Annotated in this window: 16 protein-coding genes; 8 read left to right on the top strand and 8 right to left on the bottom strand. The window is 59.4% G+C overall.

Features of this window, described 5'->3' with window-relative positions; translation table 11 throughout:
• Positions 1-26: 26 nt before the first annotated feature.
• The 7 genes from tpx to V9G17_14875 all read right to left on the bottom strand — a co-directional run bounded on the left by tpx (position 27) and on the right by V9G17_14875 (position 7,130).
• The gene (gene tpx, locus V9G17_14845) at positions 27-713 is read right to left on the bottom strand and encodes a thiol peroxidase (protein ID MEI2753878.1); all 687 of its coding nucleotides are present in this window, start codon (positions 711-713) and stop codon (positions 27-29) included.
• 69 nt (positions 714-782) lie between these two features.
• The gene (locus V9G17_14850) at positions 783-1,748 is read right to left on the bottom strand and encodes an alpha/beta hydrolase (protein ID MEI2753879.1); all 966 of its coding nucleotides are present in this window, start codon (positions 1,746-1,748) and stop codon (positions 783-785) included.
• A gap of 2 nt (positions 1,749-1,750) precedes the next feature.
• Complete coding sequence (gene oadA, locus V9G17_14855; protein MEI2753880.1) at positions 1,751-3,739, bottom strand: sodium-extruding oxaloacetate decarboxylase subunit alpha; 1,989 nt, start codon at positions 3,737-3,739, stop codon at positions 1,751-1,753.
• Between the two features lie 71 nt (positions 3,740-3,810).
• Positions 3,811-5,229 carry an acetyl-CoA carboxylase biotin carboxylase subunit gene (gene accC, locus V9G17_14860; GenBank protein ID MEI2753881.1) on the bottom strand — a complete coding sequence of 473 codons (1,419 nt, stop codon included), beginning with the start codon at positions 5,227-5,229 and terminating at the stop codon, positions 3,811-3,813.
• Between the two features lie 184 nt (positions 5,230-5,413).
• Positions 5,414-5,869 carry an IPT/TIG domain-containing protein gene (locus V9G17_14865; GenBank protein ID MEI2753882.1) on the bottom strand — a complete coding sequence of 152 codons (456 nt, stop codon included), beginning with the start codon at positions 5,867-5,869 and terminating at the stop codon, positions 5,414-5,416.
• 12 nt (positions 5,870-5,881) lie between these two features.
• Positions 5,882-6,706, bottom strand: coding sequence for a substrate-binding domain-containing protein (locus V9G17_14870; protein MEI2753883.1), 825 nt, complete (start codon positions 6,704-6,706; stop codon positions 5,882-5,884).
• Between the two features lie 106 nt (positions 6,707-6,812).
• Positions 6,813-7,130: a zinc ribbon domain-containing protein gene (locus tag V9G17_14875; GenBank protein ID MEI2753884.1), complete on the bottom strand. Its 318-nt coding sequence runs from the start codon at positions 7,128-7,130 to the stop codon at positions 6,813-6,815.
• Positions 7,131-7,288: 158 nt separating this feature from the next.
• On the opposite strand from V9G17_14875, the gene V9G17_14880 reads away from it, so the two are divergent.
• The 4 genes from V9G17_14880 (at position 7,289) to V9G17_14895 (ending at position 9,272) form a co-directional block, all read left to right on the top strand.
• Positions 7,289-7,465, top strand: coding sequence for a hypothetical protein (locus V9G17_14880; protein MEI2753885.1), 177 nt, complete (start codon positions 7,289-7,291; stop codon positions 7,463-7,465).
• 149 nt (positions 7,466-7,614) lie between these two features.
• The gene (locus tag V9G17_14885) at positions 7,615-7,818 is read left to right on the top strand and encodes a hypothetical protein (GenBank protein ID MEI2753886.1); all 204 of its coding nucleotides are present in this window, start codon (positions 7,615-7,617) and stop codon (positions 7,816-7,818) included.
• A gap of 103 nt (positions 7,819-7,921) precedes the next feature.
• The gene (locus V9G17_14890; GenBank protein ID MEI2753887.1) at positions 7,922-8,800 is read left to right on the top strand and encodes a DMT family transporter; all 879 of its coding nucleotides are present in this window, start codon (positions 7,922-7,924) and stop codon (positions 8,798-8,800) included.
• A gap of 1 nt (position 8,801) precedes the next feature.
• Positions 8,802-9,272: a hypothetical protein gene (locus V9G17_14895; protein ID MEI2753888.1), complete on the top strand. Its 471-nt coding sequence runs from the start codon at positions 8,802-8,804 to the stop codon at positions 9,270-9,272.
• A 47-nt stretch (positions 9,273-9,319) separates the two neighbouring features.
• Here the strand turns inward: V9G17_14895 and V9G17_14900 are convergent, their stop codons facing one another.
• Positions 9,320-10,336 carry an acyl-CoA desaturase gene (locus V9G17_14900; GenBank protein MEI2753889.1) on the bottom strand — a complete coding sequence of 339 codons (1,017 nt, stop codon included), beginning with the start codon at positions 10,334-10,336 and terminating at the stop codon, positions 9,320-9,322.
• Between the two features lie 361 nt (positions 10,337-10,697).
• On the opposite strand from V9G17_14900, the gene hemE reads away from it, so the two are divergent.
• From hemE to V9G17_14920, 4 genes are read left to right on the top strand one after another with little or no spacing between them, the layout of a single operon-like run.
• Positions 10,698-11,723 (top strand): uroporphyrinogen decarboxylase, encoded by a 1,026-nt coding sequence (gene hemE / locus V9G17_14905; GenBank protein ID MEI2753890.1) that lies wholly within the window; start codon positions 10,698-10,700, stop codon positions 11,721-11,723.
• Positions 11,720-12,670 (top strand): ferrochelatase, encoded by a 951-nt coding sequence (hemH, locus tag V9G17_14910; protein MEI2753891.1) that lies wholly within the window; start codon positions 11,720-11,722, stop codon positions 12,668-12,670. Before hemE ends, hemH begins: the two co-directional genes overlap by 4 nt.
• Positions 12,671-12,681: 11 nt before the next feature.
• Positions 12,682-14,136, top strand: coding sequence for a protoporphyrinogen oxidase (hemG, locus tag V9G17_14915; GenBank protein MEI2753892.1), 1,455 nt, complete (start codon positions 12,682-12,684; stop codon positions 14,134-14,136).
• Between the two features lie 42 nt (positions 14,137-14,178).
• Positions 14,179-14,610: a hypothetical protein gene (locus V9G17_14920; protein MEI2753893.1), complete on the top strand. Its 432-nt coding sequence runs from the start codon at positions 14,179-14,181 to the stop codon at positions 14,608-14,610.
• Positions 14,611-14,719 lie beyond the last annotated feature (109 nt).

Here is a 14,719-nt window from a genome sequence, read left to right on the forward strand (position 1 = left end):
CGACGCTCCATGGCCGGGCGCCGGCCTCAGCTGGCCGTGACCAGTTTACGCGCGAACCGGAATGCTTCCTCAAGGTCCGGCAGTTGCGCGAGCTCGGGGGTGATTTGGAGATACCGAACCGTATTGTCTTTGTCGATGACGAGCAGGGCCCGACTCAGGAGATGAGGATCTTTGAGCAGGAGCCCGTGGGCTTTGCCGAAATCGGCGGCACGGAAATCGGACAGGAAGGTCACATTGGCGATCTTCGCGTCTTCCGCGAACCGTTTTTGCGCGAAGGGCGTATCGATGCTGATGGTGATGAGCTCAACCATTCGATCGAGTCCCATGTTCTTCTCGCTCAGGTAGTGGGTCTGTTGTTCGCAGACCTTGGTGTCGAGGGACGGCACGATACTGATGATGCGGACCTTCCCCTTGCCCTTCGTGTCGTTGATGGGGACCATCGATAAGTCGGTTTGGGTGAGCTTGACGTCACGCAGCTTGTCGCCGACTCTAATGCCCATTCCTGACAGCATCAATGGTTTGCCTTGGAACAGGATGTTGTTGCCTTCTCCGGCGACGGCACTGCCGTCGGCCACGGTCATATTCTTGTACGAGAAATCTGAGTGGCCGGACGTGGAGGGGGTCCCGCAACCACTGAGGCTCAGGCAGAGCAGGGCCGCTACCGCGTAAAACATCGTACCGCTGGGGATCGTACGGATATGAAATGGTCGCATAAAGTGTCTCCATCAACGAGGAAGATTGTGAGGGCTACTCCGTCACTCTATGGCTGCTTTGGTAGGCTGTCAAGGTTGAAGGAATTCCGTAATGTGCCGGTTCACCACCTGTGGTCGTTCCCACTGCGGGATATGCCCGGCATCGGGGATCACGATGAGGCGGGCTTGCGGGATCACAGCGTGCAAGTCACGGCCGACCTGCGGGGGAAAGAGTCGATCCTGTTCACCCCAGAGGATCAATGTGGAATGTCGGATGTCTTTGAGTCGGGGGGCAAAGTGCTGCTCCCAGAGCGGCAGGCTGTTCCGCAGCGACATGAGGGGTGTGATCATATCCTCGCGTTGACGGTTCCGGTTTGAGCGGTCCAACACCGCCGGTGTCACTAATGTGTGGTCGTAAATGATTTCTTTCAGCACCGCCTCCATGGTGCGGTTGCCGACGAACAGGGCTCCGAAGCGGGCCAGCCAAGCGGGGACGCTGGTGTTCAGGGCACGGTGCATCAGCGGGCTGACCAGGCGTTCGCGCACATGGTCGGGCAGGCTGTCGATCAACACCAAGCGGGATACCCGGTCGGGATGGGTCAGAGCCATGCCGATGGCCACGCCGCCTCCCATGGAGTTGCCGATCAAGGTGGCGGTCGGAAGGTTGAGCGCATCCATGAGGCCACGGATCGATTCGATCAAGTCTTCAGGCCGGTGGTCGAGGTCAGGTTTGTCCGAAAGGCCTGAGCCGATCAGGTCGGGCGTGATGACACGGAAGTGTTGTGACAGCGGAAGCTGCTGATACTCCCATTGCCACATCGATCCGCCGTATCCGTGAAGCAGGATGAGCGGCGGGCCTTGGCCTTCATCGAGATAGGCGATGCGGTGGCCGCTGACCGAGGCGGTGTGAATGGGAAATCGTTGGAAGCCGTCGAACCAGCGGGGAATCTCTGGAGGTGCAGCACAACCGCTCATGAGGGCCGCCGCGAGACAGAATGTTAGGACGTGTGACGACGCGACCGCAGTCAGACCGACAGTCCACGTCGAGAGCCTCACGGCTACTCCAGTTGAATCACAGTTTCGTCGATTTTCACGTTGTCGCCCTCGACGACCAGAATCGCCGTGACGCGCCCGTCCATCGGCGCCGGGACCTGGCTTTCCATCTTCATGGCTTCGATGATCAAGAGCGGATCGCCGGTCTTTACTCGCGCACCATCGGCCACGAGGACTTTCACGACGCGACCCGGCATCGGCGGGGCGACATCGCCCGGTTTCGTCGGTCTGGGACGTTTCGGTTTGCTCGTGCTGCCGGCCGCGGGCGATTCCGGCACACCGGCCAGCACTTCCTGCAGCGGTTCCAGCGAGACTTCCTGCAGCCGGTCGTTGACCCGGATGTAGTAGGGCTTGCGTCCGTCGGTGGTGCGGCCTGAACCGGAGACTACGACATGGTAGTTCTCGCCATGCACAGTGATGTTGAATTCAGCCGGGGCGAGGTGGAGATCGTGGGCCACGGCAGGGCCCTTCGTTTCCGTCGGTTCCAGTGGCTCGGCCTGCAGATCGCCCCGTTCACGTGCCTCGAAAAAGTCCCTGGCAATCGCCGGGAAGAGGGCGAACGACAACTGGTCCTCCAGTGTGGTGGCGGACTCAGGCATGTCTTTTTTTAACTTCTCAAATTCCGACTCAAGCCGGTCGGCCGGCCGGCCCTTCACCGGTTCTTCATCACCGATGGCCCGCGCCATAATCCCTTTATCGAGGGGTCCGGGAGCCCGGCCATAGAGGCCGAGGAAATAATTCTTGGTCTCCGTGGTGATGACCTTGTACCGTTCACCCTGTTCGCCCGTGAGCACGTTGAGCGTAGCCTGTGTGCCGACGATCTGGCTGGTCGGCGTTACGAGCGGCGGGTAGCCCATGTCTTTGCGGACACGGGGGATTTCGTCCATCACTTCTTTCATCCGGTCGAGCGCGTTTTGTTCGGCCAACTGGGCGGCGAGATTGGAGAGCATGCCGCCTGGAATTTGGGACGTCAGAATTTCGGCGTCCACCCCGGTGAAGTCACTTTCAAATTGCCGGTACTTTCGGCGCACGTTCCGGAAATGCTCTGCGATGGGCTGCAGATCTTCCAGCTCCAATCCGCTGTCATAGGGCGTGCCTCGTAATGCGGCCACCATGGACTCGGTGGGGGGATGCGAGGCGCCTCCGGCAAGCGGAGAAATTGAGGTATCCAGGAGATCGAGTCCTGCCATGACCGCCATCAGGGCCGACATGGTTCCCATGCCCGACGTATAGTGGGAGTGGAGGTGGATGGGCACGCGGACCGCTGCTTTGAGTTTCTTGACCAGGTGATAGGCATCCGCGGGGGCCAGCAGCCCGGCCATGTCCTTGATGCAAATCGTATCGGCGCCGAGGTCTTCCAACCGTTTCCCCATCGTTACGAATCCATCCAGCCGGTGGACTGGGCTGGTGGTGTAGGAAATGGCCGCCTCGACGTGCTTTTCGCAGGCTTTGACTTCACGGATGGCCCGCTCCAGATTGCGGACATCGTTGAGTGCGTCGAAGATGCGGAAGACATCGATGCCGTTGAATGCCGAGCGCTCAATGAATTTCTCCAGCACGTCGTCGGCGTAGTGGCGGTATCCGACAAGGTTCTGGCCGCGCAACAACATTTGCAGCTTCGTCTTCGGCATCGCCGCGCGGAGCGCGCGCAGGCGTTCCCACGGATCTTCTTTGAGGAACCGGAGGCATGTGTCGAAAGTGGCCCCGCCCCAGACCTCCAACGACCAGAATCCCACAGCGTCCAGTTTTTGGGCGATGGGGAGCATATCCTCGGTGCGCATTCTGGTTGCCAGGAGGCATTGATGTCCGTCGCGCAAGGCGACTTCGGTCATCAAGAGCTTTTTCCCCGGTGCCGGGGTCACACGGAATTCAGGGCTCGCCGGCTGCGGACCTTTGACGGCGCGTGAGGCAACGGGTCCGCTGGACTTGGTCGGGAGTTTTTTCTTCGCAGGGCTTTTCTTCGGGGCGGTTTTCTTGGTCTTTTTCGTTGCCATACTGGCGGCCTTCGGCGGCGAATCCGCTCGCGTAACAGGGTTGAGGTATTGGTGCCGGGTGGCTGGGGAGGTCAGAGTCCTTCGTATGCGGCAATCGCGGCTGAGATCGCCAGCACCAGGTCCTCAGGCTCCTCGGATTCTTCGTATTGAAACAGGTCCGGATGAGTCTCCAGGTAGGACGTATCGAACCGTCCGGCCTGAAAATCCTGTTCCATCATCACGTTCTTCATGAACGGAATGGTCGTTTTCACCCCGCGCAGGACATATTCTTCGAGTGAACGCCGCATGCGGCTGACGGCTTCTTCCCATGTGCGACCACGGACCGTGAGTTTCGCCAGCAATGCATCGTAGTAAGGAGGGATCGTGTAGTCTCGATAGACCGCGCCGTCGATGCGGACTCCGATCCCGCCGGGTGACAGGTAGGCGGTGATGGTGCCGGTGCAGGGCATGAAGTTATTGCGCGGGTCTTCGGCATTGATCCGGCACTGAATTGCATGGCCCTGCAGAGTTACATCTTTTTGCCGGATCTCCAGCGGTTTGCCCGCCGCGATCGAAATCTGATTCCGGACGATGTCGATGGCCGTGATCTGTTCCGTGACGGTATGTTCCACCTGAAGGCGGGGGTTCATTTCCATGAAATAGAAATGGTTCTCATGGTCGAGGAGGAACTCGACGGTGCCGGCATTGTCGTAGTTCACGGCTTTCGCGATGGCAATGGCGGCCTCGCCCATTTGCGCGCGCAGTTTGGGCGTCAAAATCAATGACGGGGCGATCTCGATCAGCTTCTGGTGCCGGCGCTGGATGGAACAATCCCGCTCACCCAGGTGGATGATATTGCCGTGTTTGTCGCCCAGGATTTGAAATTCAATGTGGTGCGGCCGCTCGATGTACTTTTCGATGAAGATGCTGCCGTCGCCGAACGCTGCCAGCGCTTCCCGTGCCGCGACTTCCATATTCTCGCGTAATTCTTGGTCGGAACGAACGACTCGAAGTCCGCGTCCCCCACCGCCGGCGCTGGCCTTGATCATGACCGGATAGCCGATGCGGTTGGTGAACTCCAGCGCTTCCTCGACAGTCGTGATGCCGCCTTCGGTTCCGGGGACGATCGGGAGGCCGGCCTGCTGGGCGATCTGTCGCGCCTTCACTTTGCTGCCCATGAGGTCGATCGTCTCGGGCGACGGACCGATAAAGGTGATGCCGGAGGCTTGGCAGAGCCGAGCAAATTTGGTGTTTTCGGAGAGGAATCCGTATCCGGGATGGATGGCGTCCGCGCCGATGCGCTTGGCGATGTCGACGATTTGTTTCCCGTCCAGGAAGCCTTTGACGGGTCCGGGTCCTACAAGGTAGGACTCGTCGGCTTTCTTGACGTAAATTCCTGAGGAGTCGGCTTCGGAATAAATCGCGGCCGTCGCGATATTGAGCTCGCGACAGCCACGGATGATGCGCATGGCGATCTCGCCACGGTTGGCAATAAGAATCTTCCGAAACATGATGAGACTGCGAGAGGTTTGGAGCCGTAGCTCACCTCTGATTCGCCTCCAAAAAGATCGCGTAACCTAGCATAGGGTCAAGAGAGTTGTCGAGACGAACCAGGATGAACGGGTGGACTGGGCGAGGGACGGAATCGGGCAGGAGGTGATGAGCCTCCTGCCCGCCGAAAGGTCTTTGAGGGTCTTATTTGGGTTGAATCAGGAGCGGCTTCGACTGCGCGCTGCCGCCGCCGGCGACCACGATGATAAAGGACATGCCGGCTTTCGCCTCCGGCACCACCGCCTCGATCGTGGTGTCATTGACGAAGTGGTAGTCGATTTTTTCCTTGGAGGCGGCGCTGAAGGTGACGCCGTGGAAACATTCCTTGCTGCCGAAATTTTCACCCTTGATGGTCACTTTTTCGCCGGGCTTCGCCTCATCCGGTTCAACTTTCGCGATGGAAGGACGTTTGGAACGGTCGCAAACCGGGTCATTCTCCAGCTTGGAGGTGTCCGATCCCTTGATTGATTCCGTGTTGAACATCGTATACCCGGCACCCTCGACCATCGCTCCTTCCTGGGCATGCCCAGCCGGGACGGCAACGAACGTGGTTCCGAGCAGAAGGGTGCAGCCGAGCATGTAGGTGACAATAGTGCGCATAAAAGCCTCCTCTTATGGAGATGATGTCTTCGGGAGCGGCGTATAAGACTCGCTGATGATTTTTTGTCCGTTCTCCGACAGGGCGAATTGCTCGAAGGCGTCCACAAGCGGATCCGGCTCGTTGTGGGACAGCAACAGGACCGGGCGGCGCAGGGTGTACCGGCCATCCTTGACGGTCGGTGTTTCCGGTTCTATTTTATCGACCGGTAGTAGCTTCACGGGCACACCGGAGGCGACCGCCTCCAAGGCCTGACCGAGCGAGATGTAGGCGACGGCTGAATGCGGCGGCAGGGTACCGGCGATCGTCTTGATCACCTTTTCGTCCATGGGGATGACCTTGGTCCCGTCGGGAATCTTGCCCACGATGCCGAGCTGCTGTTCGAAGGCGTCGCGATTATTTTCATTGCGCGGTCGGTCGATCAGGAGAACCTTCGTATCCGGTCCGCCCAGGTCGGCCCATACTTTGTACTTACCGGAAAAGAGCTCGGCGACTTCCTGTTTGGTCACTTCTTTGGTGAAGTTCGACCGGTGCACCATGATTGCAATCCCGTCCCAGGCGATCTGGAACGAGCGAAGGCCGTCTTCCGCCGCTCCAGTCACGGCGATGTTCGCCTGCTTGGATTTCACCAAATCGAGCGGCTTCGAATTACCGTCCCAGACGATGTCGATATAGGCGCGGGGGTTGGCTTTTTCAAACGCGTGAGCCAGCGATTCCATCAGCCGTTGTTCGGGACCATGGCCTGCGATGACCATTGAGCCGGCCACCTCGGCTGAAGCCGGGGCGCCAAGGAGGCAGAGCAGGATGGCACAGGCAAATCCGCTGAGACGGGTGCACATGCTGAACAATACTCCTCTCAGTCTTGTCAGTCTTGAGCCCCTGGACGGCTCTGTCTCACGGCGATGCAACAGGGCGGGAGTTCCGCGCCCAACGTCAGGGCGGCGCTTATGCGTCGGTGCCTTCTGTCGGAGCAGCGGCTCCGGCTCCGGACATCATGTCCGGCGTGACATCCACGCGCTTGCCCATGGCGGGCGGGAGTTTGGAGAATCGATCCATGCGTTCGTGCAGCATGTCATAGGCTTTGATTTCCTCGAAGCCCGGCTTGTGGGAGCCTTTGATCTTCGAGGCAAACGCAGAGAGCATTCGGGTGGCGCCGACTTGGTTGCACTGCGGACAGACGGTGTCTTCCGGGCGTGCATGCACCGACTGAGTGGCCTCGAACTGGTGGGAGCATTGTTCGCAGCGATATTCGTAGACCGGCATAGCCGACTCCTTCAATGGCACCCTGTGGCCTCACCGCAACCGGGAAGACCGGATAGAGCGATTCTCCGTTTAGAAACGCTTGACCCTGTGTGTAACTTTGCACTATTGTACCCAATCTTTATGCCGAAACGCGAGTCACAATTGGAGGATCGGTTGAAATGTCCCTGTTAATTCGGAAGTACAAAGGCAGCGGCGGAGTCATGCAGGAAGAGCGTATCGATGATCCGGACCGGATCGAGCGCTACATGCGTCTCTTTGAAGAGAAGGACGTCAAGAAGTTGCAAACCGGCGTCAAGACCGTGATCGAGAAGGACGAGTGGCAGCTCCTGCCCTAGCGCACCCTCCCGGTTTCACCCCATAATCGTATGTGTCCCGCCGTCACGAGACTCGTCTCGTCTCGGTGCGTGCCGCGCATTGCTCTCGTATCGAGAGGCGTGGTAGGTTGAGCCGGTATGGTCATGACGTACTAATTGGACGGTGTAACATGATGTATTGGCTTCACATTGCACGGGCGATCGATCGGGTGACGCTCCACCGGGACCGGTGTTCCGAGGTCCCCTCCGGCGTGTCGAGCAGTGATTACTGGCAAGGGGGATGGTTCGACTATCCCGATAAAGAGCGGGCGCTCGCCGCGATGGAGCAGGCAGGTACCAGCGACGAGCGCAAATGTGCGTTGTGCAAACCCTAACGCCAGGAATGATGCCTCCTGACTGTTGATTGATGGTGGTGGGATGGGGGGATGTTTCTCTCCTCCCACCGTCTGCATTCGGCGTTCATGAGGTCTGTAGCCCATGCCTCAATTCGCGCTGCTCCTCACGACTTTTGTGTGGGGAGCGACGTTTCCGGCCACGAAGGCCGCGCTCGAACAAATCTCTCCACTCTCGTTTCTCTTCCTTCGATTTCTCCTTGGATCGCTCGTTGTGTTCGGGGTCTTGCTGCTCATGCGCCGCCGATTGACCTGCGACGCCTATATGGTACGAGCAAGTGCGATCGCAACTGCGTGGCTCTTCCTCGGCTATGTGTTGCAAACCGTGGGGCTCCGCTATACGACGGCATCGAACTCCGCCTTTATCACGGTCTTGTACGTGGTGTTTGTGCCGCTGTACTTACGTCGCTTGGGCGTCCATACCTGGGTGTCTAACGGGATTGCGCTGCTTGGCTTGTGGCTTCTGGTGAGGCCGACGGCCTCCGCTAATCTTGGGGATCTCCTCACGATGGGGAGCGCGGCGGCATTCGCCGCCCATATGGTCTGCCTGGAACGGTACACCCGGGTGGCAGATCCGGTCTCGTTGTTCGCGTGGCAACTGTTGTTGATGACCCTGGCCATGTTGGGCGCCATGTGGTGGGAACCGCCGACGCTTGCGATGTTTGAGCCAAGCCGCGTCCTAGTCGTCGGGTTGGTGGTGACCGGCGTGTTGGCGACCGGTGCGTTTGCGGTACAAATGTGGGCACAGCGGCTGTTGCCTGCCCAGCAGGTTGCTTTGCTGTTTGCGGCCGAGCCGGCCGTCGCGGCCTGGCTGGCCTGGTATTTCCTGGGCGAAAACCTGGATGCGCAAGGGTGGTTCGGGAGTGCGATGATTCTCGGCGGCGTCCTGCTCGGATCGTGGGTGACGGGTGAATCGTCACCGGCGCATCAGGGGCCTTCGACGGCGCGCTCAGAAGGAGGCTGATGTGGCTCAGAAGTTCGGCAACAGTCGGTGGGTGCAAGAGGGTTTTCTCGATAACCGTCAAGCGGGGACGGTTGTCGGGCGTATGACATTCGCGGTGTTGGGTGTGGTCGACTTCTACCTGGCTGGCGATTGCCGGGGAGAAATCGCCGGGAAGGTGATCCGATTCAATAACAGCCGGTTTGCCGACGAAGATCTCGCGGGGCAAGTGCTCGGGGATGTCGAGATTCCGCAGATCGGCGATGCGAGCCTCATCTCCTTCGATCCGCATCCGCATTTGGTTCCGCACCCGTACATCGAGTGGTTCTCCATGCGGAAGAATCATTACCGAATTGAATTGGTGCCGGAGGATGCCTGGATTGCGAGGGAAGAAGAGCTGGTGGAGATCGATCCGGTCAGCCGGGAGATTCGAGAGCGCCTGGCCCCGCAGTACGGTCGGAAGCCGGAATCGGCGGATGAATCGGAGTGGGTGTAGCGTAGAGTAGAGGGGCGGGCGCTTCGCGTCCGCCCCTCTGGTCTTTGTCAGGCGAGTTTATTCTTACCTTCCCGCACATGCGCGGGCACTTCCCGAATGTCCCAGATCAGTCCCAGCGCTTGCAAGCCCCTCAGCATGTAGTAGGTGATGTCGATTTCCCACCAGTAGAACCCTTGGCGGGTTGAGGCGGCATAGTAGTGATGATTGTTGTGCCAGCCCTCACCGAGAGTGATCATGGCCAGGATGAAATTGTTCTTGCTGTCGTCACCCGTCTTGTAACGCTGGGATCCGTACACGTGTGAAAGCGAGTTGATTGTGCAGGTGCCGTGGAGCAGCGCGACGGTGGAGACGAAGAATCCCCAGATGAGCATCTGCGGACCATTCGTGCCGAGGCTTGGGGCATAGGTCTCTAAGAGTTTGCCGAGGCCGAACATGCCGAATCCGCAAATCGTCGGGACCAGGGTGTCGAATCGATCCAGGAAGACCAGCTCCGGAAACTTGGCGAAATCGCCGATGCTCTTGAGGCGCGGCGGGAAAAATTTCTTGGAGCTGATCCAGCCGATATGAGCCCAGAGAAATCCCCCTTGGCGCACCGAGTGGGTATCTTCGGGTTTATCTGAATAGATGTGGTGATGGCGATGGTGTCCGCCCCACCAGAGCGGGCCTCGTTGCGCACAGGAAGATCCGAGCAAGGCAAAGGCAAATTGGCAGGCCCGGGAGGTCTTGAAGGTACGGTGCGAGAAATAGCGATGGTACCAGCCCGTGATGGCGAACATGCGTATGAAGTAGAACGCTGCTGCGACTCCTACGGCGACCCAGCTCCATCCGACGATGAACACGCCCAGGCAGAGCAGGTGCACGATGATGAGCGGGATGGCCCGCAGCCAGTCGACTGTCGGCGGCGCGGTATCCGTTTGCATTTTCTCAATGCCTGCCCAGGAGTCAAACCAGCGTATGATGGTAATCCAGGCTCCATCGCTCGTGGGATGTTCTCCTGGCTGTGCATCGGTTTTGGGGAGCTCACCGTTTTTAGGTAAGGTGAGCGGATGCAGATCACTACTCATGCCACCTCCACAGTTATACGAATCTAGAACGCGTTATCGAAGGGATCGCGCCGCGGTTCCACTAGCGTGACTGAATTATCGCGGCGCTTGCGAGTGATACGAATAGGCAGGCCGCTGAATGCTCTGAAATGGTGTCGATCAGTGAGTGAGGGTACTCAGGCTCAAAGACACGTGTGATCATTATACACAGATTGATGGGGAATTGTCGTGAGAATTTTTCCACAGGGCGCGAGGTGCGGGTGGTTGCAGGAGTGGCAGAACCGGAGCCATCGGCAGACTCTCGATGGTTCCGGTTCAGTGCCCGGTTGGGCGCAAGATTGTTTGACTCTCTTTGGACTGCCCCTCTAAAATGCGCTCCATTATGAATGATCGATTTCTGAAAGCGTGCCGGCGCGAACCGGTTGATTGCACGCCGGTCTGGTTCATGCGCCAGGCAGGCCGGTACATGGTTGAATATCGCCGGTTACGAGAAAAACATTCCATTCTCGATCTGTGTAAGACGCCTGAATTGGCGGCGCAGGTCACGTTGCAGCCGATCGACCGGTTTGCCCTCGATGCCGCCATTATTTTCGCCGATATTCTGCTTCCGCTCGAGCCGATGGGGCTCTCTCTGGAGTTTGCGGAGGGCGAGGGGCCGATCATCCACAATCCCGTGCGGGATCGGGCGGCTGTGGATGGGCTGAAGGTCATCGATGAGAGGGACCTGCAGTACGTGATGGATGCGATCAGTCTGACCCGCAAGATGCTGGCCGGTCGGGTGCCTCTGATCGGGTTTGCCGGGGCGCCCTTTACGCTGGCCAGTTATGCCATTGAAGGTGGAAGCTCGCGGAACTACATTCATACGAAACAGATGATGTATCGCGAGCCGGAGACCTGGCATCGTTTGATGGATAAATTCGCACGCGTGATTACCGGCTATCTTCGTCGTCAGATCAAGGCCGGCGCCCAGGCCGTGCAGCTCTTCGATAGCTGGGTCGGGTGTCTCTCAGCCGGGGATTATGCCGAATACGTCATGCCGCATGTGCAGCTGATTTTCGAGGGGCTCAAGCACGAAGGCGTCCCGCTGATTCATTTCGGCACCGGGACCACGGCGATCCTCAAGGCCATGCGCCAGGCCGGTGGTGACGTGATCGGGATCGATTGGCGCATTCCGATCGACGAGGCCTGGGCCCTGGTGGGCCACGATCGCGCGGTGCAGGGGAACCTCGATCCGGTGACGTTGTTTGGACCGATCTCCGAGATCGAGCGGCGCGTGACGGACATTCTCCGACGGGCCGCAGGGCGTCCGGGCCACATTTTCAATCTGGGTCACGGAATTCTCCCGAATACCCCCGTGGAGAATGTCGCCGCCACGATCGATCTGGTGCATAAGCTGAGTACGCGGTGAGCGGGTCTGTGGCGAAGCAGCCGGTTGCTGTCTTGCTCATGGCCATGGGCGGCCCCGATTGCCTCGAGAATGTGGCGCCGTATCTCCTGGATGTTCGCGGTGGACGACCAACCTCGCCTGAACTGATTGCGGAAATCCGCGAGCGATATCGGGTGACCGGCGGAAAGTCTCCGGTGCTCGATGTCACGCGTGAGGTCGCGCGGGCATTGGAGCAGCGCTTAAATATGTCGGGTCACGCGTACTACCGCTGTTATGTGGGGTTGCGGCACTGGCATCCGTTCATCAAGGAAACCTACACGGAACTGCTCGATGCCCTTCCGGACCGCATCATTGGGTTGTGCATGGCCCCGCAGTATTCTTCGCTCAGCATCGGCGCCTATCGAAAGAAGGTTGAAGAGGCGCGTGCTGAACTTGCCAACGAGACCCCGATCAGCTTCGTCAAGAGTTGGCATCGCCATCCGCTCTTGATCGCCGCCATTGTCGACAATATTCGCCGGACGCTGGAGCGATTCCCCGCCGAGGTGCGTGGGCAGGTGCCAGTCTTGTTTACCGCGCACAGTTTGCCGGAGCGGGTCGTGGCCATGAAGGACCCCTATCCTGAAGAAGTCAAAGGAACGGCTCAGGCGGTCTGCGAACAACTCGGGACTCAGCCGACGCGGTTTGCCTATCAAAGCCAGGGACGATCGGGAGAGAAATGGCTTGGGCCATCGGTCGAGGAGGCCTTGGCGGAATTGGCGCAGGAAGGCCATCGCCAGGTGCTGGTGGCGCCGATCGGTTTCATCTGCGACCATGTGGAAACCCTGTTTGATATCGATATTGAGCTCACGCAGCTGGCCCGGACGAAGGGACTCCAGCTGGAACGTATTCCCATGTTGAACGCCTCGGCTCCCCTGATCGACATGTTGATGTCGGTGGTGGAGGCGCACGAGTCTTCGCTCGTCCATTAGCGGCACCACCTGTGGCGCGTACACCACGGTCAGTTGTCATCATCGGCGGAGGTATCTCAGGCCTCTCCACGGCGTTTGCGCTCCAGGAGCAGGCGGCCGCGGCTGATGTGGCCCTCACCTGCACCATTCTTGATGCCGCACCGGTCTGGGGCGGGAAAATCGTCACGCATCGGGTCGGCCAGTTAGTGATGGAGGCGGGGCCGGACTCGTTTCTCTCGCAAAAGCCCTGGGGCATGGAGCTCTGCCGACGCCTCGGGATCGCCGATCAGCTCATCAACACCAACCCGGTTGAGAAAAAAGCGAGCGTCTTGAGGGGCGGGCAGTTACACGAGTTGCCGGAAGGACTTGTAACCTTTACGCCGACTCAGCTGGGGCCGTTTTTTCGCAGCGGACTATTATCCTGGATCGATCTGGCCCGTATGGGCTGCGATGTGTTGATTCCGGCGCGTCGGGCGGCCGACGACGAATCGCTGGCATCGTTTTTTCGCCGTCGATTCGGACGGCATGCCTGCGAACGGGTCATGGAGCCGCTGATGGCCGGCATCTACGCAGGTGATGCGGAGCAGATGAGTCTTCGGGCGACGTTCCCGCGGTTCTACGAGTTGGAGCAGGCGCATGGTAGTGTGATTCGGGGTATGATGGCGGCGCGTCGTGCACGGATGCAGAACGCGCCCGGCGGCCGCCCGCGACACACGATGTTTGTGACGCTGAAAAACGGCCTGGCCGATTTGGTGGCGGGGCTGACAGCGCATATCCAGCAAGCCGGCGGGATGTTGAAGGCCGGTGTTCAGGTGGAGGCGTTACGGGTGCGCTCCCACCAGGCCGGACGTTGGATGTACGATATCATCTGTACCGACGGGACCTCGCTTTCGGCGGAAGCGCTGGTCTTGGCTACACCGGCCTATGTCAGCGCCGAGCTCGTTCGGCCGTTGACGCCGATGGCAGCCGGCTTAATGGATCTGATTCCTTATGCTTCGACGGCCACAATTTCGCTCATCTATCCTGAGGAGGCGGTGGGCAACCGGCTGCAAGGGTTCGGTTTCGTGGTCCCGCGCATCGAGGGTCGTGATTTGATCGCAGCCACGTGGACTTCGCTCAAGTGGCCGCACCGAGCCCCACCGCAGGATGTATCCGTGCGTTGTTATCTCGGGGGGGTTGGGCGAGAGGCCATTTTGCAGCGTGACGATGAGGCCTTGGTCCAGTGTGTGCGGGAGGAATTGGCCTCGATTGTCGGCCTGCAGGCGACGCCGCATTATGTCGAAGTGAATCGCTGGAATCGGGCCATGCCTCAATATACGATCGGACATCTCGACCGGCTTGCGCAGATGGAGGCGGCACTCTCGCGATTCGGCGGCCTCGCTGTCACCGGCGCCGGTTATCGTGGGGTGGGCCTTCCCGATTGTATTCGCGACGGCGCTGAGACGGCGGCGAAGCTGCTCCGGTATCTGCAGGCGTCGCCGGTCTAATGTTTCAATGACGATGGGAACGGGAAGAGAAGGAATACCCAGATGCTGAACGACCAATTGGTGATCTCCAGTGTAACCGGTCCCTTTCGCGAGCCGCGCGAGCCGGTGTTGTCGTACGACTACTCGATTCAGCGGGCGACCTGGGCAGCGACTCATGCCGTCCGGGTGAAGATTGCCCAGGCAGAGGAGTTGGAGTATGTGAAGGAGAAGTTGCTGGGCACGGTCGTTGGTAGCCCGGGACAGCAGCTGATGCTGAATAAATTTCTGTCCCGCAAGATCGGTGACCAGAAGGTCCGGATCGCCGAGGCGGAAGGCTGGTTGAAGGACCGCGGGGATGTGTTGGTAGCCCCCTTCACTGGTTCGCTCTCGCAGTACTTCGCACAGCTTGAGGCCTGGGTTCAAGCGGAGCAGGATGCCTTGCGGGCGGAGATCAAGAACGTCGTTGGCCTCGTGAGGAACCCTCCTGCCGTCTGATGGCCTCCGGCTCGCGGGGCCTTGTCCCATCATCGCGCATCCTGTCGACTCCTTCCCACGCACAGAATCTGTGGATAAGCGTGTGCATATCAGCCGACTCCTCGCTGAA

It is taken from the genome of Nitrospira sp., assembly GCA_037045225.1.
Taxonomy (GTDB): Bacteria; Nitrospirota; Nitrospiria; order Nitrospirales; family Nitrospiraceae; genus Nitrospira_A.

Excerpts from the sequence above, each read along its gene's own strand:
- tpx (MEI2753878.1), bottom strand. The coding sequence starts at position 713 with ATGCGACCATTTCATATCCGTACGATCCCCAGCGGTACGATGTTTTAC.
- oadA (MEI2753880.1), bottom strand. The coding sequence starts at position 3,739 with ATGGCAACGAAAAAGACCAAGAAAACCGCCCCGAAGAAAAGCCCTGCG.
- accC (MEI2753881.1), bottom strand. The coding sequence starts at position 5,229 with ATGTTTCGGAAGATTCTTATTGCCAACCGTGGCGAGATCGCCATGCGC.
- V9G17_14865 (MEI2753882.1), bottom strand. The coding sequence starts at position 5,869 with ATGCGCACTATTGTCACCTACATGCTCGGCTGCACCCTTCTGCTCGGA.
- V9G17_14870 (MEI2753883.1), bottom strand. The coding sequence starts at position 6,706 with ATGTGCACCCGTCTCAGCGGATTTGCCTGTGCCATCCTGCTCTGCCTC.
- V9G17_14875 (MEI2753884.1), bottom strand. The coding sequence starts at position 7,130 with ATGCCGGTCTACGAATATCGCTGCGAACAATGCTCCCACCAGTTCGAG.
- V9G17_14880 (MEI2753885.1), top strand. The coding sequence starts at position 7,289 with ATGTCCCTGTTAATTCGGAAGTACAAAGGCAGCGGCGGAGTCATGCAG.
- V9G17_14885 (MEI2753886.1), top strand. The coding sequence starts at position 7,615 with ATGATGTATTGGCTTCACATTGCACGGGCGATCGATCGGGTGACGCTC.
- V9G17_14890 (MEI2753887.1), top strand. The coding sequence starts at position 7,922 with ATGCCTCAATTCGCGCTGCTCCTCACGACTTTTGTGTGGGGAGCGACG.
- V9G17_14900 (MEI2753889.1), bottom strand. The coding sequence starts at position 10,336 with ATGAGTAGTGATCTGCATCCGCTCACCTTACCTAAAAACGGTGAGCTC.
- hemE (MEI2753890.1), top strand. The coding sequence starts at position 10,698 with ATGAATGATCGATTTCTGAAAGCGTGCCGGCGCGAACCGGTTGATTGC.
- V9G17_14920 (MEI2753893.1), top strand. The coding sequence starts at position 14,179 with ATGCTGAACGACCAATTGGTGATCTCCAGTGTAACCGGTCCCTTTCGC.